Origin of the sequence: Chryseobacterium piperi, assembly GCF_002285635.2 — a bacterium.
Taxonomy (GTDB): Bacteria; Bacteroidota; Bacteroidia; order Flavobacteriales; family Weeksellaceae; genus Chryseobacterium; species Chryseobacterium piperi.
The window spans coordinates 1,863,717-1,887,769 of sequence record NZ_CP023049.2 but is presented as its reverse complement, the minus strand read 5'-3'; the positions used below and the strand labels follow the sequence as shown (position 1 = coordinate 1,887,769).

The 24,053-nt window shown below is 34.9% G+C and carries 21 protein-coding genes; 9 read left to right on the top strand and 12 right to left on the bottom strand.

The window, feature by feature from the left end:
- Positions 1-25 precede the first annotated feature (25 nt).
- From CJF12_RS08195 to tsaE, 3 genes are all read right to left on the bottom strand, one after another.
- Positions 26-397, bottom strand: coding sequence for a hypothetical protein (locus tag CJF12_RS08195; protein WP_034683515.1), 372 nt, complete (start codon positions 395-397; stop codon positions 26-28).
- Entirely contained in the window at positions 397-1,590 is a 1,194-nt protein-coding gene (locus CJF12_RS08190; RefSeq protein WP_034683517.1) for an alanine dehydrogenase, read from the bottom strand. Before CJF12_RS08190 ends, CJF12_RS08195 begins: the two co-directional genes overlap by 1 nt.
- Positions 1,591-1,660: 70 nt before the next feature.
- A complete protein-coding gene (tsaE, locus tag CJF12_RS08185) occupies positions 1,661-2,068 on the bottom strand; it encodes a tRNA (adenosine(37)-N6)-threonylcarbamoyltransferase complex ATPase subunit type 1 TsaE (protein WP_034683519.1) in 408 nt (135 codons plus the stop codon).
- A gap of 195 nt (positions 2,069-2,263) precedes the next feature.
- Between tsaE and dnaG the strand changes: the two genes are divergently transcribed.
- From dnaG to CJF12_RS08170, 3 genes are all read left to right on the top strand, one after another.
- A complete protein-coding gene (gene dnaG / locus CJF12_RS08180) occupies positions 2,264-4,243 on the top strand; it encodes a DNA primase (RefSeq protein WP_034683522.1) in 1,980 nt (659 codons plus the stop codon).
- A gap of 55 nt (positions 4,244-4,298) precedes the next feature.
- Positions 4,299-4,985, top strand: a complete 687-nt coding sequence (gene clpP, locus CJF12_RS08175; RefSeq protein ID WP_007842699.1) for an ATP-dependent Clp endopeptidase proteolytic subunit ClpP — start codon at positions 4,299-4,301, stop codon at positions 4,983-4,985.
- A 505-nt stretch (positions 4,986-5,490) separates the two neighbouring features.
- Positions 5,491-6,753: an esterase-like activity of phytase family protein gene (locus tag CJF12_RS08170; RefSeq protein ID WP_034683525.1), complete on the top strand. Its 1,263-nt coding sequence runs from the start codon at positions 5,491-5,493 to the stop codon at positions 6,751-6,753.
- A gap of 104 nt (positions 6,754-6,857) precedes the next feature.
- Here CJF12_RS08170 and tpiA read toward each other — a convergent pair whose 3' ends face one another.
- The 4 genes from tpiA to CJF12_RS08150 all read right to left on the bottom strand — a co-directional run bounded on the left by tpiA (position 6,858) and on the right by CJF12_RS08150 (position 9,761).
- Positions 6,858-7,616, bottom strand: coding sequence for a triose-phosphate isomerase (gene tpiA / locus CJF12_RS08165; protein ID WP_034683527.1), 759 nt, complete (start codon positions 7,614-7,616; stop codon positions 6,858-6,860).
- 55 nt (positions 7,617-7,671) lie between these two features.
- On the bottom strand, positions 7,672-8,022 hold the full coding sequence (locus tag CJF12_RS08160) for a tellurite resistance TerB family protein (RefSeq protein ID WP_034683528.1): 351 nt from the start codon (positions 8,020-8,022) through the stop codon (positions 7,672-7,674).
- A gap of 76 nt (positions 8,023-8,098) precedes the next feature.
- Positions 8,099-9,193, bottom strand: coding sequence for a BT_3928 family protein (locus tag CJF12_RS08155; RefSeq protein WP_034683530.1), 1,095 nt, complete (start codon positions 9,191-9,193; stop codon positions 8,099-8,101).
- Position 9,194: 1 nt separating this feature from the next.
- Positions 9,195-9,761 (bottom strand): DUF1599 domain-containing protein, encoded by a 567-nt coding sequence (locus tag CJF12_RS08150; RefSeq protein WP_034683533.1) that lies wholly within the window; start codon positions 9,759-9,761, stop codon positions 9,195-9,197.
- 306 nt (positions 9,762-10,067) lie between these two features.
- Here CJF12_RS08150 and folP point away from each other — a divergent pair, with 306 nt between their 5' ends.
- Positions 10,068-10,922: a dihydropteroate synthase gene (gene folP, locus CJF12_RS08145; RefSeq protein ID WP_034683536.1), complete on the top strand. Its 855-nt coding sequence runs from the start codon at positions 10,068-10,070 to the stop codon at positions 10,920-10,922.
- A gap of 131 nt (positions 10,923-11,053) precedes the next feature.
- Here folP and CJF12_RS08140 read toward each other — a convergent pair whose 3' ends face one another.
- From CJF12_RS08140 to alaS, 5 genes are all read right to left on the bottom strand, one after another.
- Entirely contained in the window at positions 11,054-12,055 is a 1,002-nt protein-coding gene (locus tag CJF12_RS08140; protein ID WP_034683537.1) for an IS110 family RNA-guided transposase, read from the bottom strand.
- 458 nt (positions 12,056-12,513) lie between these two features.
- A complete protein-coding gene (locus tag CJF12_RS08135; RefSeq protein WP_034688081.1) occupies positions 12,514-13,983 on the bottom strand; it encodes a M20/M25/M40 family metallo-hydrolase in 1,470 nt (489 codons plus the stop codon).
- A 9-nt stretch (positions 13,984-13,992) separates the two neighbouring features.
- Positions 13,993-14,229 carry a hypothetical protein gene (locus tag CJF12_RS08130; protein WP_034688079.1) on the bottom strand — a complete coding sequence of 79 codons (237 nt, stop codon included), beginning with the start codon at positions 14,227-14,229 and terminating at the stop codon, positions 13,993-13,995.
- A 10-nt stretch (positions 14,230-14,239) separates the two neighbouring features.
- Positions 14,240-16,654 (bottom strand): hypothetical protein, encoded by a 2,415-nt coding sequence (locus tag CJF12_RS08125; RefSeq protein WP_034688076.1) that lies wholly within the window; start codon positions 16,652-16,654, stop codon positions 14,240-14,242.
- 198 nt (positions 16,655-16,852) lie between these two features.
- A complete protein-coding gene (gene alaS / locus CJF12_RS08120) occupies positions 16,853-19,456 on the bottom strand; it encodes an alanine--tRNA ligase (protein WP_034688087.1) in 2,604 nt (867 codons plus the stop codon).
- Between the two features lie 272 nt (positions 19,457-19,728).
- On the opposite strand from alaS, the gene CJF12_RS08115 reads away from it, so the two are divergent.
- The 5 genes from CJF12_RS08115 (at position 19,729) to CJF12_RS08095 (ending at position 23,631) form a co-directional block, all read left to right on the top strand.
- The gene (locus tag CJF12_RS08115) at positions 19,729-20,283 is read left to right on the top strand and encodes an RNA polymerase sigma factor (RefSeq protein WP_095591229.1); all 555 of its coding nucleotides are present in this window, start codon (positions 19,729-19,731) and stop codon (positions 20,281-20,283) included.
- A gap of 68 nt (positions 20,284-20,351) precedes the next feature.
- Entirely contained in the window at positions 20,352-20,567 is a 216-nt protein-coding gene (locus CJF12_RS08110) for a hypothetical protein (protein ID WP_228379137.1), read from the top strand.
- Positions 20,568-20,647: 80 nt separating this feature from the next.
- Complete coding sequence (locus CJF12_RS08105) at positions 20,648-21,097, top strand: DUF417 family protein (RefSeq protein ID WP_034688067.1); 450 nt, start codon at positions 20,648-20,650, stop codon at positions 21,095-21,097.
- A 17-nt stretch (positions 21,098-21,114) separates the two neighbouring features.
- Positions 21,115-22,200 (top strand): peptide-methionine (R)-S-oxide reductase MsrB, encoded by a 1,086-nt coding sequence (msrB, locus tag CJF12_RS08100; RefSeq protein ID WP_034688084.1) that lies wholly within the window; start codon positions 21,115-21,117, stop codon positions 22,198-22,200.
- A 93-nt stretch (positions 22,201-22,293) separates the two neighbouring features.
- Positions 22,294-23,631: an IS1182 family transposase gene (locus CJF12_RS08095; RefSeq protein ID WP_095591034.1), complete on the top strand. Its 1,338-nt coding sequence runs from the start codon at positions 22,294-22,296 to the stop codon at positions 23,629-23,631.
- The last annotated feature ends 422 nt before the right edge of the window (positions 23,632-24,053 follow it).

The following is a 24,053-nucleotide window of genomic DNA, read 5'->3' as shown; positions in this document are numbered from 1 at the left end:
TTCTTTATATTGAAATGATAAGCTGTTATCTAAGTTTTTTCAGACTGTTCAAGGTCACTGTTTCTTCACACTTTTCATAAGTGATCTCATAGGTTGGATTTTTTTCCGGATAGATTAACAAATAGCCTGGACAAGGTTTTTTTTGAGCCTGGCTTCTGTCAAAATCAACTTTTCCTTTGGTAATGATACTGTCCTTTAGAAATTTTTCGTCAATTTTATATGTATTCATTTCAGTGGTGAAATTCTCAGAATACTTAAAATCCTTTGAAAGAGTTTCAGCAATTACTCTGCTGTTGGGTAAATATCCCGTGCAGCTGGCTCCTTTTTTATTCAATATAAAGAATACAATGATAAGCCCTGGAATAAGGCCGATTAAATAAAATTTCAGTTTTTTCATTAGAAAATTAAAAGATTGATATCATGATAGGTAAGTCCGAAACGATCGCAGATGATTTTTTTAGTGTGTCTTCCTTTGTACATATAAAGGCTCTGTTTCATTTCATTTTTACGGATCAGCATATTTTCAAAACCACCTTCTTCATCATAATTTAAAATATAGGAAAGGAAGAAATTTGAAATTGCTTTGGTGGTTGTTCTCGGCATTTTTGAAGTCAGGTTAGGAAGTCCGCAGTGGATCACACCATGCTTAATGATGTAAGGTTCTTCCATGGTGGTCAGCTCTGAAGTTTCGATAACCTTACCATTATCAATGGTGATGTCAATAATGACACTTCCTTTTTTCATCTTCATGACCATATCTTCAGTAACGATAGGCTGCATGTTAAGTCTCGGAAGGGCTCCGATAACAACATCGGCCCGTCTTAGGCTCTTGCTTAATTCTTTAGGATCGATGATAGAGGTAGGAACTCTGCTGTCTACCAATGTATGAAGCCTACGTAATTTTGAAAGGGAATTATCAAATACTCTGACGCTTGCTCCAAGTCCAATAGCTGCTTTGGTAGCAAATTCACCTACAATTCCTGCTCCGAGAATAAGTACTTCTGAAGGACGTACTCCTGTAATTCCACCCAGCATAAGTCCGTTGGATAGGGCCAGTAATTCAGACGCATACAGAATAGAAACGGTTCCTGCTATTTCACCCACTAATCTTACCAATGCAAGTTGTTTGTATTCATCAACGATAAATTCAAATGCAATCGCATTAATTTTTCTTTCAGCAAGTTTTAAGAAATATTCTTTGTCCCTCAAATTGATTTGCAGAGCTGAAACCAGATAGGTATTAGGTTTCATATACTCAATTTCATCTTCAGTAGGAGGGTTGATTTTTAAAATTAAGTCCTGTCCGAATGCCTCTTTAGGATCATTGGTAATTTTGGCACCTGATTCAGAATATTGTAAATCTGTAAAAAAAGAACCTTCTCCGGCTCCCGATTCAATGATGATTTCATGACCGTGCTCTACTAATACCTGTACAGCATCAGGGGTGATGCAGGTTCTTCTTTCATGAAGACAGGTTTCTTTAGGAATACCAATGCTAAACTGTTTTCCTTTTTTTATAACTTCCAGTTTTTCCTCTTTCGGCATCAATTCTTCTTCAGTAAAAGGAGTGAAAATATTTGTAGTACTCATTCTTTACACTAATTATGTCTTACAGATAGTTGTTTTACAATTGAATTTATAAGCAAAGATACATAATAATTTACTCGAATGAGATTTCTCTGCTTTCTCCGGTATTGATAATGCTCATTGTATGGTAATTTAAACCATACAGATCTTCCTCGTAAACTTCCGGCCATTCTATAATACAAAGGAAGGCATTGTCCAGGTATTCTTCAATTCCGATGTCATAGACCTCTTCAATATTTTTTAACCGATACAGGTCGAAGTGGTATATTTTTCCTTGGGGAGTATTATATTCATTGACAATGGAATAGGTTGGGGAGCTGACTTCATCCTCACTGCCTAATTTTTTAAGTAGAAATTGGGTGAATGTAGTTTTCCCGGCTCCCAGATTTCCTTTTAAAAGAAGGATATTATGTTGAAGCTGAGGAATGACCTGATCTACTATTCCTTGCCAGTCTTCGATGCTTTTTATATTGAATTGCATAAAAGTAATTTGTTGCAAAAGTAAGAATTTTTGAGGTGTTTTGATCTGGGGAAGTTTATGAGTTTCATGGTTTGAAAGCTGTTGATGAGAGTGAACGGTTCATCGCTGGATTTAAGATTGGATTTTCGGCTGAACTTAATCCAACATCTAAGTTCCGATATCTAACTTCTCTATAAATTTCCTTATTTTTACACCATGATTTCTAAACAGACCATAGATAAAATATTCTCCACGATCAGGGTAGAAGAGATTGTGGGTGAATATGTGCAGTTGAAGCGGGCAGGGTCTAATTACAAAGGGCTCAGTCCCTTTCATGAAGAAAAATCTCCCAGTTTTGTAGTATCGCCAAGTAAGCAGATCTGGAAAGATTTCTCCACAGGAAAAGGTGGGACTGCTATTTCTTTCCTGATGGAGATCGAAAATTTCACATATCCGGAAGCACTTCGTCATGCTGCAAAGAAATACGGGATTGAAATCGAAGAAGACAAACGTGAATTCTCTGAAGAAGCAAAAAATGCTCAATCTGAACGGGATCTTTTGTATAAAATTCATGAGGTTGCGAATGATTATTTTCAAAACTTTCTTTGGGAAGCAGAAGAGGGAAAATCAATTGGTTTAGCTTACTTCAAAGAGCGTGAGTTGAAGGATGATATCATCAGGAAATTCCAGCTGGGATACTCTCCCGAGCAGAAAAACGCATTTACAGCCTATGCCCTGGAAAAGGGATATGCTAAAGAGGTTTTAGAAAAATCGGGACTTTCAATTTTTCCTGAAAATGCACCGAATGGAATTGACCGCTTCCGGGAAAGAGTTATTTTCCCTATTCATAGTTTTTCAGGAAGAGTACTGGGGTTTGGTGCCAGGATTCTTAAGAATAATGTCAAAACGGCCAAGTATCTCAATTCTCCGGAAACAGAAATCTATCATAAATCTAATGTTCTTTACGGGCTAAACCAGAGTAAGCAGGCTATTTCAAGAAAAAATGTCTGCCTTTTGGTAGAAGGTTATATGGATGTGATTTCACTCCATATGTCGGGAATAGAAAATGTAGTGGCCAGTTCGGGAACGTCTCTGACTACAGAACAGATTAAGCTGATCAAAAGATTGACGGAAAATGTGACGATTCTCTTTGATGGAGATAACGCTGGAATTAAAGCCAGTTTCCGAAGTATTGACATGCTGCTCACAGAGGGTATGAACATTCGTGTTCTTCTGTTCCCGGAAGGAGATGACCCCGATTCTTTTGCCCGAAAACATCCTCAGGATTATGTAGAGAAATTCATCGAAAATGAAGCGATGGATTTTATTGATTTTAAGGCAGAAATCCTTTTAAAAGAAGCCGGGAATGATCCTATTAAGAAAGCTGAAGCTATCCGTAATATTGTAAAATCGGTAGGATTTGTTCAAAATGCCCTTAAAAGAGAAGTTTATTTAAAAGAAGTTTCTAACAAATTCGGACTTTCTGAACAGAGTTTGTTCAATGAGCTGGATATACAGAAACAGATTACGCAAAACCAGACCCAGCACGTTCAGCAACAGAAGGAGAATAATAAAACTCCTAAACTGGAAGTTGTTCCAAAGCCGGAAATGGAAGTGGATTCTATTCAGTTTAATATTTTCCATCAGGAAAATAAACTGATTGATACGATGCTGATGTTTGGAGATGTGGTACTGCATCGGAAAAATGAGAAAGAGGAAAAATACGAAATCACAGTTATTGAAGAAATATTACATCATTTTGAAGAAGAGCAATATGAATTCCAGATAGAAACCAATCAGAAGATTATAAATAATATCAGAGAAGGAATTGAACATGATGAGCTTCGTGCCGGGAGCTTTTTTATTACCTTGATGGATGCTGACATTACTTCCAAAGTTGCTGATGCACTAATGCATCCCAATGAATTAAGTGATTGGGCTACCAGAAATATATTTCCGCCTAATATGGGAGACCATATTGCTGATGAGGTGGAGCATAATATTTTAATCCATAAATATTATTATATTCATTTCATCATTAAAAAGACCACTGCCGAGTTTGAAGATTACCGCGATACGGATCAGGAGAAATATTTTGAGTCGATCAGGAAAATCATGATGCTTAATGAGTTTTCAAAACAAATTATTGAAAAGCTAGGATGGTCTCCTGTGACAAAAAGTCCTATAAAATTTTAGGAATAAAAGTTGTAATTTAAACTTTACTTAAATTTAAAATAATACGAATAGAAATATGGACATTAAAAAAGAATTCAGAGATTTCTCTGTAAAGCATTTAGGAAACAGCGGTTTGGTTACCGACCAGTATATGGGAATGTATGGTCCAACTAATCTTACGCCATATATCATGGAGGAAAGAAGATTAAACGTTGCTCAGATGGACGTTTTTTCCCGTTTGATGATGGACAGAATTATTTTCCTTGGAACAGGAATCGATGACCAGGTGGCCAATATTGTTACTGCACAGCTTTTATTCTTAGAAAGTGCAGATCCTTCAAAAGATATTCAGATTTACATCAACTCTCCAGGGGGTAGTGTATATGCAGGTTTAGGAATTTATGATACCATGCAGATCATTAAGCCTGATGTAGCAACAATCTGTACAGGTATTGCAGCTTCAATGGGAGCAGTATTATTGGTTGCAGGAGAAAAAGGAAAGCGTTCTGCACTTAAACACTCGAGAGTAATGATTCACCAGCCGTCCGGAGGTGCACAAGGTGTTGCTTCTGATATGGAGATCAACTTAAGAGAGATGTTAAAATTAAAGCAGGAGCTTTATGATATTATTGCTGAGCATTCAGGACAAACTTACGAGTGGGTTGAGAAATCTTCTGACAGAGATTACTGGATGACTTCTGAAGAGGCTAAAAACTACGGAATGGTAGATGAGGTTTTACAAAGGTCTAAAGAGAAGAAGTAATATTCTTTTATACCATACAAACGAAAGCGCACCCAACAGGTGCGCTTTTCTTTTTTGAAAATAATGTAATGGTTTTATAATGGTTAATTAAAAGTGCTATGTTTTTAAGGCGCAAAAGCGTTTCACTTAACAAAGGGAAGAGATAATCTTTTCGTTTCAACCTGTCATTCAGAATGTAGCATAGCGGAATGAAGAATCTAAACCCAGAGGCATCAGCTTCATAAGCGAAGCTCCTCTTTGCTAACTTGAATTCTACAGCGATATTATAGATCTTTGCGTTAATAAATAGAATGGTTAATCGCAAAGGTGCAAAAAAATTGAAAGGTTGATGTTTTCAAGGCGCAAGGATTTTTATCGTAGATGAAAATTTATAAAATTTGCCTGATCTGCGGGAGAAAAACATGATCAGAGATGAGAAAGTTTTTACAAAATTAAGATACAATTGTTATTCCATTCAAGATCAGTTCACATGCTCTCTTTACTTTCGCAACCATAAAAAGTAACCATGAAAAAACTTCTTTTCTCTTCTTTTGCCCTTATGGCTTTATGGAGTTGCAACAATGATGACACGGTAAACAATCAGGATGTCAATTATTCCAAGCTTCCGCAGGAATTTCCTTTCACCACTTTAGCTACAGTGAATGGAGTAGCGGTTATCAATGGTGGCTTCGGTTCCGGGGCAACCGCACATCCTACCAGAAAAGGAGAATTTTATGTGATCACAGACCGTGGTCCCAATACTGCTTATTTGAATGGAATTAAATTCCTTGTTCCTGATTTTACCCCTACGATTATGCATTTTAAGATCAATGCTGAAGGAAATATTGAAGTTCTAAAATATATCAAGCTTAAAAATCCTTCAGGTCAGCCGATTACAGGTCTTCCTAACCCAGTGGGCATGGGCAGTACCGGTGAAATTGCTTATGGTGCCAACGGAAACCCTTTAGGGACTGATAAATACGGCTTAGATAGTGAGAGTATTGTTGCCGCACCGGATGGAACATTCTGGGTGTCTGATGAGTATGGTCCTCACATTGTACATTATAATGCAGATGGAGTTGAAATGGAACGCATCAGCCCGATCGGTGTGAACACAGGAAATAGAAAACTTCCTGCTGTTTTCGCAAAAAGAAGACCGAACAGAGGAATGGAAGGAATGTGTATGACCCCGGATGGGAAAATGCTGGTGGGCACCATACAATCGACCATGTATGTTCCTACAAAGGTTTTGGCTACTAATACAACATTAACTAGAATTGTAACGTTTGATATTACTACAGGACAGACAAAACAGTATTTGTATAAACAAGATGGCGGAGCTTCCGATTCAGTTTGTGAGATTACCCCAATCAGCAATACAGAATTTTTAGTCATTGAAAGAGATGGCAAATTTGGTTCAGAGGGAGGGCTTAAAAAAGTATATAGAATTAATCTCTCAGGAGCTTCTGATGTCAGTGGAACAGATCCTGCGGCAGTTGATGGATTGAAAATTAATGATAAGGCTTTAGAACAGTCTACCTGGGCAGAAATTGCAGCGGCGGGGCTGAAGCCTGTCTCTAAAACGTTGGCGGTTGATCTGGTAGCAAAATTGGGTTACGAGCATGATAAGTTTGAGGGGATTGTTTATTTGGGAGGAAATAAACTGGCTGTTTTCAATGATGATGATTTTGGTGTTGTAGATGATGGAAATGGAAATCCGAAAGCGAAAATTCTTCCTAAAACAGGAAAAGTAGATAAAGGAACGATGTATGTTGTCGATATTCAATAATTAGATTTTTTAAAAGAAAACGGCGGAATGAAAATTCCGCCGTTTTGTATTTTATAATATATCTTCAATAGAACTTTAGTCCATTGCCTAAGATAACTTATCTCTTAGTTAAAAGCCTCAATAATTTTAGAAAAATCATCTAATTTCAAGGCAGCTCCGCCTATCAGACCACCGTCGATATCTGGCTGGGAGAAAATTTCTTTTGCATTATCTGGCTTTACAGAACCTCCATAAAGAATGGAAACTTCATCAGCTACTTCCTGTCCATATTTTGCAGCGATAATACTTCTGATATGTGCATGTATTTCCTGAGCCTGTTCAGGACTTGCTGTTTCCCCAGTTCCAATTGCCCAAACTGGTTCATAAGCAATAACCACTTTTTTAATTTCTTCAGCAGAAAGTGTAAATAAAGCAACTTCAGTCTGGTTTTTTACAACCTCAAAATGCTGTCCGGCTTTTCTTTGCTCTAAAGTTTCTCCGTTACAGTATACCGGAATTAATCCCTTATCAAGAGCTAATTTAATTTTTCTATTACAGTGAGAATCTGTTTCACCGTGATATTGTCTTCTTTCAGAATGTCCGATCAGTGAACCGGTTACATCAATGGATTCCAGCATATCTGCCGAGATCTCTCCCGTATAAGCACCGCTTTCATGCTCACTCATATCCTGAGAAAATACTCCGATTTCATCTTTTTCGAAGATATCTTTAGCCATCATTAAATACAAAGAGGGAGGGGCAATCCATACCTCACAGTTTGTAGTATGACTGTTTTTATAGCTTAGTAATTGGATCATTAATTGCTGAGCATCAATTACATTTTTGTTCATTTTCCAGTTTCCTGCAACTATTTTTCTTCTCATATTTTTATCTAAAATTGTTGATTAACTTTTTATAAATTTCATTTATAGCCATGTGCTAGTTCAGCTTCCACATGTTTTTTAGAAGCTTGTAGAAAGTATGCTCCTCATCAGTTACTTTATGATCTGCTTTTATTAGTGTTTTAGCAAATTTTATGAAGTTTTCACGCTCTTTTTCCGTAGAGTCATCGTAGAAACAACGGGCATGAAACTCAAAATGATCCTTCCATTCTTCTGGCTGAAGCAGGGCAATAGTTTCCAGCTCGTTATCCAGATTCATTTTGAATGGAAATTCATCAGCTAAATATTGTTGAACAACGAGTCCTTCTTCGGGGGCAAATTCTCCGTCTACAGAAGAAAGAATCATTAATAAATGATAGCCCGCGATTGGTTTATTTGATTTTTGCATGTCTTGATTTAATGTTTAGTGTTTAAAGTTTTTTACTGATGATCACACCATTGATATCTTTAGTCATTCATCAGTATTATTTGATATAGTCTTTTGAAGGTTGTTTGTCTACAATTTTCCCGTTTTGCAATATCAGTACAAAAGGGTTGCTTCTGGCTATGGTCTTAATGGCTGTTCCGTCCATCATAGCATTTTTAATAGTTTTAAAGGTATTAGGATCTGTAGAAACACCATAAATGACAGCATCTTTTTGAGTGTTTACTTTAGCTTCAATTCTTTGAATCAATTCTGAAGAGACATCCTTCGGATGATAGGAGAACACTAATATGGCTTTTGGAGCTTTAATAATTGTATCTGTAAGATCATTCCCTGTAGGATCTTCTATTTTAAATTTAACGATTTCAGACTTATAGCCTTCCTTGATAATCTTGGATTCATTTTTTCCTTCCTCAATTTTCCATGGAGATCCATCTTCCCAATATTTGGTTTCTTTGATATAATCATCCTGGTTGACTTTCAGAACTTCACCTGTCTTTTGATTTTTAAGAGAATAAAAAGTCTTATATTCAGAAGGGTTTTTATTGATTTTTTCTTTTTCTCCGGCGATATCAGTTCCTATCTTATAATCCCGGAAATCAATCATAGGCTCATGCATAATACCTTGAGCCATAATATAAATCATAATCAGGGAAAAGATTCCCAAGATCCCAAACTTTAATTTACCGGTTGATTCTTTTGTATTGTTTTTAATAAATTCCTTTCTGTATAAAGCGAACAGAATGATCAATCCTAATAACAGGATCACATCCTTAAAGAAACTTTGCCAGGGAGTGAATTTGATAGCATCACCAAAGCACCCACAATCAGTCACTACGTTATAATAGGCCGAATAAAAGGTTAAAAAGCCAAAGAATATACAAAGCGCAATTAATGCTGAAAGAGTGAATTTAAGCTTTATTTTGAGTAAAAGCATAAATCCCAGGAAAAGTTCTAATACGACCACAATGATTGAAAACAGCAAAGCAAATTTTTCAAAAAACGGCATATTAAAAACTGCAGGGGAGAAGTATTCTTCCATTTTAAAGGAAAAGCCAACGAGATCCACTGCCTTTACAAATCCTGATAGAATAAAAATAACAGCAATAATAAAGCGAAGTATACCTTTGATCATATTAAATAGTTTTAGGTTCGAAATTCTTTTCTTGTTCTGAGAATTTGATCAGACAGAAAACAGCATAATTCAGCATGTCAAAATAATTGGCATCCAAACCTTCTGAAACAATTGTTTTCCCCTGATTATCTTCAATTTGTTTAGTTCTTAAAACTTTTTGATAAATAAGATCTGTAATGGAAGAAATTCTCATATCTCTCCATGCTTCTCCATAATCATGGTTCTTTCTTTCCATTAATGCCTTAGCTTCGGCGGAATACTTGTCATAAAGACTCAGGATTTCTTCGTTATTTTCATTGAAATCATTAGAAAGACCTTTTTCAAGCTGAATAAGTCCGATGATAGAATAGTTGACGATAGCGATAAATTCATCTTCTTCACTTTCATCCACCATCTTTTTGTCAGTCATTTGTAGGGTACGGATTCTGTTGACTTTAATATAAATCTGATCCGTAATTGAGCTGGGTCTTAAAACTCTCCAGGCTGCCCCGTAATCTTGTAATTTTTTGCTGAAAAGATCACGACATTGACTGATAATTTTCTCGAACTGTATTGAAGTTTTTAACATAAATTCTCTTAATAGCCCAAATATACAAAAATAGCGTTTAGGTTGCAGGAATTAAAGGATGATTTTGAATCAGAATAGGTGAGTTTAGATGTTTGAGAGTTTGAGAGTTTGAGGGTGAAAGTGTTTGGGTCTATAGAGTTTGAAGATCTTTGTTTTTTGAATGTAAAATTTATGTTGTAAAATAATTTATTGTCCATTACTCATTACCTATATTTATTGCTCATATTACTTTTAGTCCTTAGCTTTGTATTGATTAATTACTAAATAGTACACAAACTCTAATACATTCAAACCCTCCGACTCAACATGCTCTCAAACTCCCAAACTATCCAATCTTTTCACTCGATCAACTGCAATGGTCAATTAATAGATTTAACGAAGCCTAAAATTATGGGTATTCTGAATCTTACTCCGGACTCATTTTCAGATGGAGGGAAGTTTAATAGTGAAAAATCAGCTTTAGAGCATACAGAGAAGTTATTGAAAGATGGAGCTGAATTCATAGATGTCGGACCTCAATCTACACGACCGAATGCCGAATTCTTAAGCAGCGAAGAAGAAATTAAAAGACTAGGAAATTTCATTTCTTTGATAAAAAAAGAATTTCCTCAAGCTCTGATCTCGCTTGATACATTTTATTCTGAAACTGTGAAATTTGGTTTTAATGAAGGAATTGATATCATTAACGATATTTCGGGTGGACAGTATGATGAAAAAATGTTTGATACTGTAGCTGAAACAAAGCTGCCTTACATTTTAATGCATGTAAATCCTTCTTATGAAAGCATGCATGATAAAACGAAATTTGAAGACATTACATTGGAAGTCAATAGATATTTTTCTGAAAAGACTGATCAGTTGTTGCGAAAAGGGGTGACTGATGTTATTCTAGACCCTGGTTTTGGATTTGGAAAGACAGTGGAGGATCAAATGAAAATGATCAATGAAGTAGACTTTCTTAGGTTTGGGAAATTTCCGCTATTAATTGGAATTTCCAGGAAGTCGTTTATCTATAAACCACTTGGGAAATCTCCATTAGATATTAATGAAGAAACTCAAAAATTACATTTGAAAGTTTTAAAACAGGGAGCGAAAATTCTGAGAGTACACGATGTCGCAGAAGCTAAGAAAACACTTGACACATTCTTGAGTGGGAATTAATAAAAGATTAAATTAATCGCTAAGGTGCTAAAATTGATATATCATGTTTTAGGCACAATGATTTTTATCTTCGATAGAAATTAAAATCAGCGAGAAAAAATAGCAAAATCATCTTTGTAAATCTGAGTATTCTAAGACATATGCAAATTATATCTTGTTAAATTTACAAAAGGTTCTTCCCTTTTTACGACAGCAAATATTCTATATACAATTTTACAGCATACAGCATTGATAATAGAATTATGTGCTTTTCCCTGTTGTTTTTTTCTTTGGTAATAAGATTTTAATTCTTCATCATAAATTACGGCAGAATTAGCACCATTAAAAAGAATCGTTTTAATTCTTTTATTTCTAAGTTTACTTGTTTTAGTTTTGCCTTGAACACTTGTTCCTGATGTATGCTCAAAAGGAGCAATCCCTGCATAACAGTTGAATTTCCTTGGGTTTTGAAAACTTGTAAAATTATTCGTTAATACAATCATATAAGCTGCTGTGAGGAATCCAACCCCTTTCACTTTGGTTATTTTTTCAAAGTTTCGGTTGAGGTGTTGTTGATTATGGATTTCCTGTTTTATTTTTTCTTCAACTAATGCTATATTTTTATCCAGTTGCTGTATATGGCCCATAATATCATTAATTTCAAAACTTACATCAGCTATTTTATTGATCTGATAAAAAGCTTTTATCTCATTCTTGAACTGTGTTCTTACCTTTATCAAATGATTTCTGTAGGTAAGAAGATTTTTTATCTTAAGCAGTTCTTTACTGGGAAGGAGATAAGGTTTAAGTTCTTTGCAATATGTTTTTGCATACTTGGCAATCCTCCAGGCATCAACTCGATCATTCTTTCCTCTTTGTATTCCCTGACTTAATTTTATTTCGAGAGCCGGGACCTGATAATAGCTTATTTCTTGGCTTTCCAATATCCTGGCAAGGAGCAGCCCATAATTTCCTGTATTTTCAAAGCAATACCACAATTGAGCATTCTCTGGGATGTTTCTTGAAATCATACTTTCAATTCCTGATAGAGTATTTTCAACTTTAAAAAAAATGTCTTTCTCTTCAGAATCACTCATGATACAAACATCCAAGGTATCTTTGGAAATATCAATTCCTATAAAATAACTTTTCATAACTTTGGATTTAGGATTTATCCTGAATGAACCATTTTGAATAATGCTAAAACCTTTAATAAGCCTTAATGCTTAACATTCTAAATGGCAGATATTCAAAAGAGAAAATAAAGTCTGATACTCAGAATAGTTCTGTTCTGGAAATCTGTTTAGTTCACTTTATTTTCTCTGGTTCTTCAGAATATAATTATTATCTAATTTAATACTAATTCATTGTGTAAATCTAAAGGTCATCTGTGGTTTAAAAAATTAAACCATAAAAGTTTTATAAATACTTTAGTTATCTCAAGAATTATTATGGTGCTTAGGAACATACATAAGTTTTAAAACTCTTTAATTTTTTTATACAATTTATTCTATAACAATAGTATAGCCAATAAAAAATGCGTTGAAAAAGTCCAACGCAAAGTTTTATAGCAGTATTTAAAAAATGCAAAATCAGTGGATATGGGTTGCATTTATCTTTCCAGAGTAAAATTCGGAATTACCTTTGGACGCTCATTTTCATTCGCTACTTTCCAGGAAGTTCTGTACATCCATTCGGTCATTTTATACAATTTTTTATAATTGATATTTTCAGATTCGTCCTGAGGTGTATGATATTGATCGTGTAAAACACTGGTGAAAAATATCGCAGGGATTCCAGCTTTTGCATAGGGGAGATGGTCACTTCTAAAGTAGAAATATTCTGCATGGGTAGGGGAGTCCCAATCTTTTAGATATTTGAATTTGGTACTTTCATTATTCGCGTCTTCAGCCATTTTGACCAATTCTTCAGAATTTTTATGAGGAGTATTGCCTCCTAATAAAGCTGCCTCATCGAGACTGTTTCTTCCGATCATATCTCCATTCAATACAGCGACAATTTGTTCTTTTGGAACTACCGGGTGAGCAGCATGCCATCTGGAACCGAGCAGCCCTCTTTCTTCAGCGCCATGAAAAACAAAAAGAATGCTTCTTTTTCCAGGTTGCTTTTTATAAGCTCTTGCCATTGCCAGCATTGCTACACAAGTACTGGCATTATCGTCAGCGCCATTGTAAATGGTGTCATTTTTAATAGGATGTCTGATTCCATCATGATCCTGGTGCCCGCTGATTAATACATATTCATTTTTCAGCTTAGGATGGGTTCCTTCAATTTTTCCTATTACGTTTACGGAAGGATATTTATATGTTTCTGTGATTAGGTGTAAAGAAACCTTAGGATTGTTTTTCACCCATTCAGAATTCTCCTTTTTAATCCATAAAACAGGAATGTTATTAGTGATGCTTTCTCTTAAACCTTCAACCCCATAAGATCCTCTGGTCATCTGAGGAAGAACTTCAGCCCAACTTTTTTCTGAAATATCATCTGTGATAAAAATAATAGCCTTTGCTCCAAGATTAAAAGCCTTATTGTAATATTTTGTTCTTATAAATCCCGGATACCTCCTTACAAAAAGGGTCATTTCCTTGTCTATATTCTTATCAGAAGCATTAATTGCAAGTACTTTTCCTTTTAGATCAAGCTTGGATAATTCTTCTGGTTCTGCATTTCCTGCATATACAATATCCGCATCTATATTTGTGTTCACGGGTTCTGCAACCAGAAAGTCTTTCCATAACTTTAAAGTGCTTCCACCGATTTTCATGGAACTTTGAGGAATAATCTGATGACGGTACATATCAAAAAACTGGAAGAATGTTCCATTATCGCCAGCAGGTTTCATGCCTGCGTCTTTTGCTTTATCAGCAAGCCACATCGAGACTTTAAGTTCGTTCAATGTTCCGGCTTCACGCCCCCAAAACTGATCTGCCGCCATTTCGTACATGTCTTTTTTAATGTCCGATTCTTTGATTGCGGAAACCAATGGCTGCTGATATTTCTGAGCACTTCCAAAACAGAAAGCAAGTATGCTTAATAATGAAAATAGGTATTTTTTATTCATGCGATTGTATTAGTTCAGAGTGCTTAATTTTTCAGAGAATTGCTTTGAAAATTCTTTCCTGTCTTCTTCTAGTTTTTCTTTGTCAGCGGGAAGAATATAAGTAAAAAGAACTTTTTCTTCACGGTCTATGAAAATAATTTCTTTCTCTTCTCCATCGATCATTTGTAAAAAAATCTCCCACATGGAAACATCTTTTAATCGTAATAACTCAAAAAAATCATCTGCTTTTATTTCTATTTTTCGCATAGCTAAATGGTTAAAATTCTAATAGTTTTAGTTTAAATTGTATTGCAAAATTTTGTTTAAAATTGGGCGTTGTATAATAGCCTACCCGATAAAATACACCCAGATTAAAATAGCTTGAGAGGAAGTTATTCCATTCCAGACCTACTTCCTGGTAAAGGCGATCCAGTTTTCTAAATCTGAAATCATGATATTCCGGATTTTTCATATCTCCTATGGTGCCTCTTAAAACAAAATCAAAACTTGAAACATTCTGGCCTATGCTTTTTAAATAAACCGGAAGTTTATGAGTGAAGTAATAGGCTATGAATTTATCATTATAATATTTCCCTCCTTCCAGCGTTGCAAAACCAAGGTATGAGGTCAGGTTAAAGTTAATATCTCTTCCTGGAGATGCCAATCCGTTCATGGTGAAGTTTTTCCAGATAGGAGCTTCACCTAAAACCAGTCCTCCGTACAATCGTACTCCAGTTGTTCCTAATATTGTTTTGAAATTATGCACAAATAATGCATCAAAACGAGTGTAATTGAAATCACCTCCTAAGACCTTATAACTTTGTTCATAATTAAAGTAAAGCTCAGGGTATTTTTGATCAATAATAGATTTTCCCTGAGGGGTCATAATGTTGGTCGAGTTGGGTGAAAATTTTAAGGTGAATAAAGTATAGAAGTTTTCAAACGCGGGGCCGTTATTCCGGAATTTGTAATCAAACATGGCCTGCTCAAAATTTCTTTTGGCAGCAAAGACCAGAGTAAGACCATTGGTAATATCATTCAGATATGATAAAGACGCTCCTCTGAAATGATAATACCGGTCATTGTTTAAGTTATTTCCATAATTCATCATCCTCATTTTGAAATTCCAGAGTCTTCGGTAAAACTCTCCCGAAGCAGTCACATCATTATAATATTCAATCCTGAAAAATGAATTTTTTTCAAGAGTGGTCTTCATATCCAGACCGATTCCATATTTCCATTTATCATCCTTGAAACCATACGCAAAATAATAATCGGGTGAAAAGTACGGATTGAAATTCTCGTTCAGCTTGGCTTTTAATCCCACCCTGAATCCTTCGTATAAGTTATAATTAACAATCTCATCAACTGCAAAATCAACAATTCCAAGTCTGATCTGACCATTGATTAATCCGGTTAATATCTTGGCTTTATTATCAATATTATAGATTTTTCCGAGACTGTCGATAGTGGTATAGGTATTTTTTTCCCGGTCTGTTAAAGGATCGGTTCTGTATTGGTTCAATGACCTTCCATCAGCATTTTTCACAGAAAAAGTATAACCTTTAAAGTCTTTTGAGTTTTCTTCAATAGGAGATTGAAAATCAAAATATTTTGAGGTAAGAAAAGCATAGGTTCCAAAACTTCTTTTTTCCGCTTTTTCAGGATTCTCTTCATCTTTTTCCTTGCCATCTTCTTTCATTGCCATTCTACTCATTCGTAATTTTACTTTCTCATGAGCCAGGAACCATTTATCTTTATAGAAAATCCACGTACTGGTAATAATTCCGTCGTTTTTATTTTTACTTATATTTTCAATCTTCTTGATCCCATAAGTTTCTGTATCGATATAAATGGTGCCATTGAATTTTCTTTTCTTATCCGGTTTTTTATAATTTACTTCACGAAAGCGGATGACGAAATTTTTTCTGCCATCCAGTTCAATAGTATCGGTAAGAAAGAATCGGTATAAGCCCCGGTTTTCCTGTTTGATCTGATTCGGGATTTTATCCCTGTTGCTTTGCTGTAAGGCAATCATTTCATAAATAGGCTGTTTTAGTCCGGAGATCCTGTTATCTAAAATGTTGATTTTTTCGCCATATTTTTTTGAATACAAAAACTCCTGAGCCCTTTCCCAAAGGAATAGTTTACTTTTTGAAAAGATCTTTCTTGCAGAAATATTATTGAGTGAATCCTTCGCTCTTTTTTTCTTGAAAAAATTGCTGTCCTGAAAAAATTGATTAAACTGGGAAATACTATCTTCATCAATATCTAAAGAAACTTTTTCATAGGATTTATAGGTATATGAATCCAATGTTTTTGGAGAATTGTCTTTGAAATATTTATTAACTTTCTTTAAAATTTCCAAAGCCCTTGGATCACTTTTATCCTGTAAGATTACCGTTTCAATTGATGTGGTTTTTGATGTAGTTTTATATAAGGAAACTTCTATATTATCTTCCACAAGAACGGTTTCTTTCTGGTAGTTGGCTGCCTGAATTTCAATACTCTTGCATTTCGTTTTAAATTCAAGAATACCATTAGAGTTCGTTTGTCCAAGAAAACTACCATTACAAAATATTTTTGCATTGACGATAGGGCTATTGTTAAGCTCATCGGTAACGTTAATTTTTGATTGCGAATAACCAAAAATAAATGTCCAGAAAAATATTATAAATAGAACTCTTTTCATGAAGTAAATGTCAATCAAAATTAATCATATTTCTTATTCTGAAAAACTTTTATTCACCTTATTACTAATAATTTCAAACTTTATTGAGACTCCGTTTTTGAAGTAAATCTAATGAAAGTCAATTATATGAAGTGTTGGAAAATGAAAAACTTCCGAAATTTTCGGAAGTTTTTATGATAATTGGTAATTTATTGTTATTTAAATATTTAACGCTTTTTGGTAAGCATTTTCTAAACCTGCCAGGTTTTTTCCACCGGCAGTTGCGAAACCTGGGTTTCCGCCTCCGCCGCCCTGGATTTCTTTGGCCAGTTCTTTTACAATAGCTCCAGCCTGATAGTTGGCCGCAAGATCATCAGAAACACCTACTGTAATCATCGGCTTATCATCAGCATTAGAAAGTACAATGGTAACAGAGGTTGGGATTTCTTTTTTTAACTGGAAAACAATGTCTTTTACAGAACCTGCATCCAAAGAAGTTTTCTTCACCAATAATTGTTTATCTTCTTTCTGTTCGTAAGCATTTTTCCAATCATTGATTTCTCCTTTTGCTTTTTCTTTTTTCAGAGACTCTATCTCAGATTTTAAAGAAGTATTTTCCTCGATTAATCTTTCAATAGATTTTACAACATCTTTAGATTTTAATAATTGGGAAAGCTCTACAATTTGCTTTTCTAAATTCTTGAAGTATTCATCAGATTTATCTCCTGAAATAGCTTCAACTCTTCTGATACCAGCTGCTGCAGAATTTTCAGAAGTTATTTTGAAATGACCGATTTCACTCGTATTTTTTACGTGAGTTCCTCCGCATAATTCCTTTGAGCTTCCGAATTGGATCATTCTTACGCTATCCCCATATTTTTCACCAAACAAAGCCATAGCTCCTTTATCGATTGCCTCTTGTATAGGGATATTTCTGAACTCCTGTAATGCAATACTTTCTTTGATCTTTTGATTGACTTTCTCCTCGATCAATGCAAGCTCTTCTTCCGTCATTTTATTAAAATGAGAGAAGTCAAAGCGTAAATAATCAGGTCCTACATAAGAACCCTTTTGTTCAACATGAGTTCCTAAGACCTCTCTTAAAGCTTCATGTAAAAGGTGGGTTACAGAGTGGTTGGCCTGAGAGTTCTTTCTGTCTGCAGCATTTACTTTAGCATAAAAAACAGCTCCGGCATCTTTTGGAAGTCCGTTGATTAAAGAGACGATCAATCCGTTTTCCTTTTTGGTTTCGATCACTTCGAAACTTTCCGTAGCATTCTCAAGGGTTCCTTTATCACCTACCTGTCCACCTCCTTCAGGATAAAAAGGGGAGTTGCTTAATACAACCTGATAGAATTCTCCGTCTTTATTTTCTACTTTTCTGTATCTTGTAATATAGGTTTCCGCTTCAAGCTGATCATATCCAACAAAAGTTTCCGGTTTTTCTTCCAAAACCACCCAGTCATATACTTTAGAAGCAGAGTCTTTTTTGGAACGCTGTTTTTGCTTTTCCATTTCAGCCTCAAAGCCTTTTTCGTCTATAGTCAAGCCTTTTTCCTCGGCAATGATTCTTGTTAGGTCATCCGGGAAGCCATAGGTGTCATATAATTCGAAAACCTCTACGGTTGGTAATACTTTTGAGTTGTCGGCAATGGTTTGTTGGATCAGTTTTTCAACTCTTACCAAACCGCTTTCAATAGTTTTAAGGAATGATTCTTCTTCACTTTTAATTACTTCTGTAACAAGTGTTCCCTGTTTTTCCAGCTCAGGAAAGAATGTTCCCATCTGAGCTCTAAGAACAGAAACCAATTCAAAAAGGAAAGGTTCTTTCATTCCTAAGAATCGGTAAGAATATGAAATAGCTCTTCTTAAAATTCTTCTGATCACATATCCTGCTCCTCCGTTAGAAGGTAGCTGTCCGTCCGCAATAGCAAAAGAAACCGCTCTGATATGGTCAACCACTACACGAATGGCAATATCTTTTTCATCTTCCAGAATTCCGGTATACTTCTTTCCTGAAAGTTCTTCAACTTTAGCAATAAGCGGAGTGAAAACATCGGTATCATAGTTGGAAGATTTTCCTTGTAACGCCATACAAAGGCGTTCAAATCCCATCCCTGTATCTACATGTTGCTGAGGAAGCTTTTCCAGACTCTTATCAGCTTTTCTGTTAAATTCCATGAAAACCAGATTCCAAACTTCCACAACTTGTGGATGATCTTTATTCACCAACTCAAGTCCTGAAACTTTAGCTTTTTCTTCCGGAGTTCTCAAATCGATGTGGATTTCCGAACAAGGTCCGCAAGGTCCGCTTTCACCCATCTCCCAGAAATTATCTTTTTTGTTTCCGTTGATAATTCTGTCTTCAGAAATATGAGATTTCCAGAAATCATAGGCGTCCTGATCTCTCTCCAGATTTTCGGAAGCATCTCCTTCAAAAATGGTTACATACAGATTTTCTTTAGGAATTCCATACACCTCCGTTAAAAGTTCCCAGGCAAAAGCAATAGCATCTTTTTTGAAATAGTCTCCAAAAGACCAGTTTCCCAACATTTCGAACATCGTATGGTGGTAAGTATCTCTACCCACATCGTCCAGGTCATTATGCTTCCCTGAAACTCTCAGACATTTTTGAGTATCGGCAATTCTTGGGGCGGTAGGTGTTTTGTAACCTAAGAAAAAATCCTTGAACTGCGTCATTCCTGAATTGGAAAACATTAGGGTAGGGTCGTCTTTCAACACGATAGGTGCTGAAGGAACAATAAGGTGGTCTTTACTTTTAAAATAATCTAAAAATTTTTGACGTATCTCTTGTGATGTCATAGTTTTGCTTTGCTTTTTAAAAAATATCAAATTTTTGATAAGATGCAAATTTAAAATTTTTAATACAAACACGGGAAAATATTGTCATGATAATTTATTTAGAGCATTCATAAAGTCAAAATACTTTGTTTTTTTAATTTATCTGGCTGTTCGGCTACATGAAAAGAAGCAGGTTTAAAAAATATTCTGTTTTCGGGAGCGGGTTTTAAATCAATTAGAATTTTTTCTTTTATATTCGTTACAGAGTTTTTAATAAATCCTCACATCATATGATGAAAAAAAATGAAGAATTGAAAAGCTGGGTAAACAAATACTCTGAGTCTCTTTTAAAAAGGGCGATGTACCTGCTTTCAGACAAAGATGATGCTAAAGACGTGGTTCAGGAAGTTTTTCTTTCAGCATTTTCGTCTTATGATACTTTTGAAGGAAAAAGCAATCCTCTGACGTGGCTCACTTCTATTCTTAATCGTAAGGTTGCTGATTTTTATCGTAAAAAATATAAATCGGAACCTCATATCAAACTCGATCATTTTTTTGATGAAAAAGGGTCGTGGAGAAATGATGGTGTGTTGAATGATTGGGATGTTTCCCTTAAAGAAACTGAGCTTTTGGATGATCAGGATTTTAATAAAACTTTGGAAGATTGTATCGAAGAATTACCTTCCCGGTGGAAGATCCCGTTAAAAATGTATTACCTTCAGGAGAAAAAAGCACCCGATGTTAGTCAGGAATTAAACATTTCAACGACTAATCTTTGGAAGATTTTACAAAGAAGTAGAATGCAGTTAAGAGAATGTCTGGATTTTAATTGGTTTGCAAAATCATAAAGTAATTAAGAATGTTGAAAAAATTTATTCATTTTATATTTCTTCCGTGTAGTGTAGCAACATTACTTATGGAAAAAAGAAATTCCGGAGCCCTTTCTCCAAAAGAGAGCTGGCAGCTTTCCATGCATCTGAAAATATGCAAATGGTGTAAAGCCTATGAGAAAAAATTGAAAATATTAGATGAAATTTTAAAAAGAACACTTATTCAGGAAGAAAAAAATAAAATTGATACTACTGATATTCAGAATTTTAAAGATGAAATGATCAGGAAAATGGATTTTTAATAAAAAATTCTGTCAGGATTTTGAAGCTGTTCCGACTATACTTTTGAAAATAATAAAGTATACATTTAAAATCCAAAAACATGAACGGAACATCACAACAATTAGACAAAGAAAATCCAACATATAGGCTTGGATACTACATCTCGCTTTTCGGAGCAGCTCTTATTTTATTGTGGATTGGAATTTTCAAATTCACCCCTACTGAAGCTCAAGGAATAAAATCATTGGTAGAAAACCATTTCCTCACCTTTTTCGTATATAATATAGCCAGTGTTCAGGCGGTATCAAATACTATCGGAGCGATAGAAATTATCATTGCATTATTATTGATATTTAGTGTGAAATTTGCATTCTTAAAGAAGTATGCCGGAATAGGAATGATTGTTACTTTTCTGGTTACTTTAAGCTATTTATTCACAACACCCGGAATCTGGAAAGTGGTGGACGGAGTGCCCGTAACAGATTTTTTTATCCTTAAAGATCTTATGCTACTTGGGTTTGGACTGATGTTATTTGGAAAAAATAAATAATGAATAAAAAGATAAAAATGAAAAGTATATTAATTTTACTCGCAGTAGTCTTAGGTATTGCGGTATTTGCCACAAGCTGTGGTAATTCAAAAAAATCAACAGAAACTAAAAAAGAAAATGAGACCAATATGGACAGTAAAAATGTAAAAGAAGTTTATTTTGCAGGTGGATGTTTTTGGGGAACAGAGCACTTTTTTCAACAAATTCGTGGAGTTGTAGGGACGGAAGTTGGTTATGCCAATGGAAACAAGACCAATCCAACCTATGAAGAAGTAATAAGCCATACAACAGGCTTTGCGGAAACTGTAAAAGTAAAATATGATCCTGAACAAGTTGATTTAAAACTGTTGATCGATCTGTATTTTAAAACCATTGATCCAACGAGTTTAAACAAACAGGGAAATGACAGGGGAGACCAGTACAGAACGGGTATTTATTCTACGGATAAAGCTACAGAAGCAATTGTAAAAGAAGAAGTGCAAAAGTTAGCGAAGAATTATAGTAAGCCTGTGGTGGTAGAAACCATTCCTTTAAAGAACTTCTATAGAGCAGAAGATTATCACCAGGATTATTTGGATAAAAATCCAGGAGGTTACTGTCATATAGAACCAGGGCTTTTTGAAATGGCTAAAAATGCCAACCCACTTCCAAAAGCTAAATACCAAAAACAGGATAAAAAGGTTTTAAAAGAAAAACTTACTGCTGAACAATACAGAGTAACGCAAGAAAATGCTACAGAAAGACCTTTTCAAAATGAATACGATAAAGAGTTTCGTGAAGGGGTTTATGTAGATATTACAACAGGGGAACCGTTGTTTATCTCAACAGATAAATTTGAATCTGGTTGTGGATGGCCAAGTTTTTCCAAACCAATTACTAAAAATGTAATTGATGAAAAGATGGACCGTTCTGCCGGAATGACCAGAGTGGAGGTTCGTAGTAAAACAGGAGATGCTCACTTGGGACATGTGTTTACAGATGGTCCTGCGGATAAAGGTGGATTAAGATACTGTATCAACAGTGCATCACTTAAGTTTGTACCGAAAGATCAGATGGAAAAACAGGGATATGGTGAATACCTTCCTTTGTTAGAAAAAAAATAATTTGAAAGAGGCTGTCTCAAAAGAGATAGCCTTTTTTATGCAAAAAGGAAAGCTTTCGCTTTCCTAATAGTTGCAAATTGATTAATTTGCATTGTGTTAAGTACGTCAAAAGTAGTCTTTAAAGATTACACCCCCAAAGAAAATCTGCTTTTTCCTCCCAATTTATCGGAGTTGATTGATGAGCGACATCCTGTGAAAATTGTTTCAAACATTATTGATGGCTTGGATATCAAAAGCTTAATTAAAACCTACAAACCTGGCGGAACATCTTGCTACCACCCGAAAATGCTTTTGAAAGTTTTGATTTATGGCTATTTAAGCAATATCTATTCAAGCCGCAAAATGGAGCAGGCCTTGAAAGAAAACATCCATTTTATGTGGCTCTCTGCAATGAGCCGTCCCGATCATAACACCTTAAACAGGTTCCGTAGTGAACGATTGAAAGGTGAGATTAAAGCTATTTTCACACAAATTGTTCTTCTTTTGGAAAAGGAAGGTTTGGTAAGTCTGAAAACCACTTTTGTAGATGGCACCAAGATAGAAGCCAATGCCAATCGCTATACTTTTGTTTGGGGAAGAGCTGTCAAAAAACACAAAGAAAGGATTGCAGAGCAATTAGAAGAGCTTTGGAACTATGCAGAAACAGTTGCCAAAGACGAGCTTGAAAATACAGAAAGTATTGATTTTAAAGAAGTAGATTCTGAAAAAGTAACTCAAACCATAGAAAAGATCAATGAAGTTTTGAAAGATAAAAAAGTAGCTTCAAAAGTTCGTCAGAAACTGAATTATGCTAAGAAAAACTGGGCAGATAATTTAGAGAAATATAAAAAACAGCAAGAATTATTAGAAGATAGAAATTCCTATTCCAAAACCGATACAGACGCTACTTTTATGCGAATGAAGGAGGATCATATGCGAAACGGACAACTAAAACCCGCTTACAATCTACAAATTTCTACCCATAGACAATTCATTTTACATTATTCAATTCATCCCAACCCAACAGACACCAAAACATTAGCGACTCATTTACTGGGTTTTGAAGAAAGCTATCATAAAGCTCCCAAAGAGCTTGTTGCTGATGCTGGTTATGGCTCAGAAGAAAATTACAACTTGTTAAAATCTAAGAAAATAAAAGCTTATGTTAAATATAATTACTTCAGAAAAGATCAGAAATCGGGACAAATAACCACTTCACAAAACAATCCTAAATTGGCAAAAATCAGAGAAAAGGTTTTCAAACTTCTTAATACCAGCAAGGGCATCAAACTCAGAAAACAAAGATGCCATGATGTTGAACCTGTTTTTGCAGAGCTCAAACACAACAAAAATTTTAAACGATTCATGCTTCGGGGAAAAAATAAAGTCGAGGTAGAAATCGGCATACTCGCAATTGCCCACAATCTAAAGAAAATGTCAAAAGCAGCCTAAAACAGACTGCTTTTTTGACTTATATCTTCTTTTTTCCAAGATATTTTTTTTATTCAAAATATCGAAATCTTTTTTCAATGAAATACTAAAAAGAGACTGTCCTTTTGAGACAGCCTCTTTTTTGTTATTAAATGTATTTTCTTCTGTTGTGAACGAAAAGTTTGTGAACGGATTTTAAACGTAGAGTGTGAAAGCGCTTTGATTATTTTAAAACAGACATGGATAGTGTGGATGAAAAACTCAAATTTAACAATCTGAGAAAAGCATAAGTTTGTCATTCAGTAACGAAGCGAAAGAATCTAAACATAGTAAATAACCTGAATAACTATGTAAAAACTAAATAATTAGTAAAAAGGTTTAGATTCCTGGCGGAATGACAAAGGCATGGAAAGAGTATGATTTACAGATATGCAGTAAGATTA

What these genes read in the sequence shown, in the direction of transcription:
- alaS (WP_034688087.1), bottom strand. Translation starts at nt 19,456, where the DNA reads ATGACATCACAAGAGATACGTCAAAAATTTTTAGATTATTTTAAAAGT.
- CJF12_RS08155 (WP_034683530.1), bottom strand. Translation starts at nt 9,193, where the DNA reads ATGATCAAAGGTATACTTCGCTTTATTATTGCTGTTATTTTTATTCTA.
- CJF12_RS08125 (WP_034688076.1), bottom strand. Translation starts at nt 16,654, where the DNA reads ATGAAAAGAGTTCTATTTATAATATTTTTCTGGACATTTATTTTTGGT.
- CJF12_RS08115 (WP_095591229.1), top strand. Translation starts at nt 19,729, where the DNA reads ATGAAAAAAAATGAAGAATTGAAAAGCTGGGTAAACAAATACTCTGAG.
- CJF12_RS08170 (WP_034683525.1), top strand. Translation starts at nt 5,491, where the DNA reads ATGAAAAAACTTCTTTTCTCTTCTTTTGCCCTTATGGCTTTATGGAGT.
- CJF12_RS08110 (WP_228379137.1), top strand. Translation starts at nt 20,352, where the DNA reads ATGGAAAAAAGAAATTCCGGAGCCCTTTCTCCAAAAGAGAGCTGGCAG.
- CJF12_RS08160 (WP_034683528.1), bottom strand. Translation starts at nt 8,022, where the DNA reads ATGCAAAAATCAAATAAACCAATCGCGGGCTATCATTTATTAATGATT.
- CJF12_RS08190 (WP_034683517.1), bottom strand. Translation starts at nt 1,590, where the DNA reads ATGAGTACTACAAATATTTTCACTCCTTTTACTGAAGAAGAATTGATG.
- dnaG (WP_034683522.1), top strand. Translation starts at nt 2,264, where the DNA reads ATGATTTCTAAACAGACCATAGATAAAATATTCTCCACGATCAGGGTA.
- tsaE (WP_034683519.1), bottom strand. Translation starts at nt 2,068, where the DNA reads ATGCAATTCAATATAAAAAGCATCGAAGACTGGCAAGGAATAGTAGAT.
- CJF12_RS08130 (WP_034688079.1), bottom strand. Translation starts at nt 14,229, where the DNA reads ATGCGAAAAATAGAAATAAAAGCAGATGATTTTTTTGAGTTATTACGA.
- clpP (WP_007842699.1), top strand. Translation starts at nt 4,299, where the DNA reads ATGGACATTAAAAAAGAATTCAGAGATTTCTCTGTAAAGCATTTAGGA.
- msrB (WP_034688084.1), top strand. Translation starts at nt 21,115, where the DNA reads ATGAAAAGTATATTAATTTTACTCGCAGTAGTCTTAGGTATTGCGGTA.
- CJF12_RS08150 (WP_034683533.1), bottom strand. Translation starts at nt 9,761, where the DNA reads ATGTTAAAAACTTCAATACAGTTCGAGAAAATTATCAGTCAATGTCGT.
- CJF12_RS08135 (WP_034688081.1), bottom strand. Translation starts at nt 13,983, where the DNA reads ATGAATAAAAAATACCTATTTTCATTATTAAGCATACTTGCTTTCTGT.
- tpiA (WP_034683527.1), bottom strand. Translation starts at nt 7,616, where the DNA reads ATGAGAAGAAAAATAGTTGCAGGAAACTGGAAAATGAACAAAAATGTA.
- folP (WP_034683536.1), top strand. Translation starts at nt 10,068, where the DNA reads ATGCTCTCAAACTCCCAAACTATCCAATCTTTTCACTCGATCAACTGC.
- CJF12_RS08105 (WP_034688067.1), top strand. Translation starts at nt 20,648, where the DNA reads ATGAACGGAACATCACAACAATTAGACAAAGAAAATCCAACATATAGG.
- CJF12_RS08195 (WP_034683515.1), bottom strand. Translation starts at nt 397, where the DNA reads ATGAAAAAACTGAAATTTTATTTAATCGGCCTTATTCCAGGGCTTATC.
- CJF12_RS08140 (WP_034683537.1), bottom strand. Translation starts at nt 12,055, where the DNA reads ATGAAAAGTTATTTTATAGGAATTGATATTTCCAAAGATACCTTGGAT.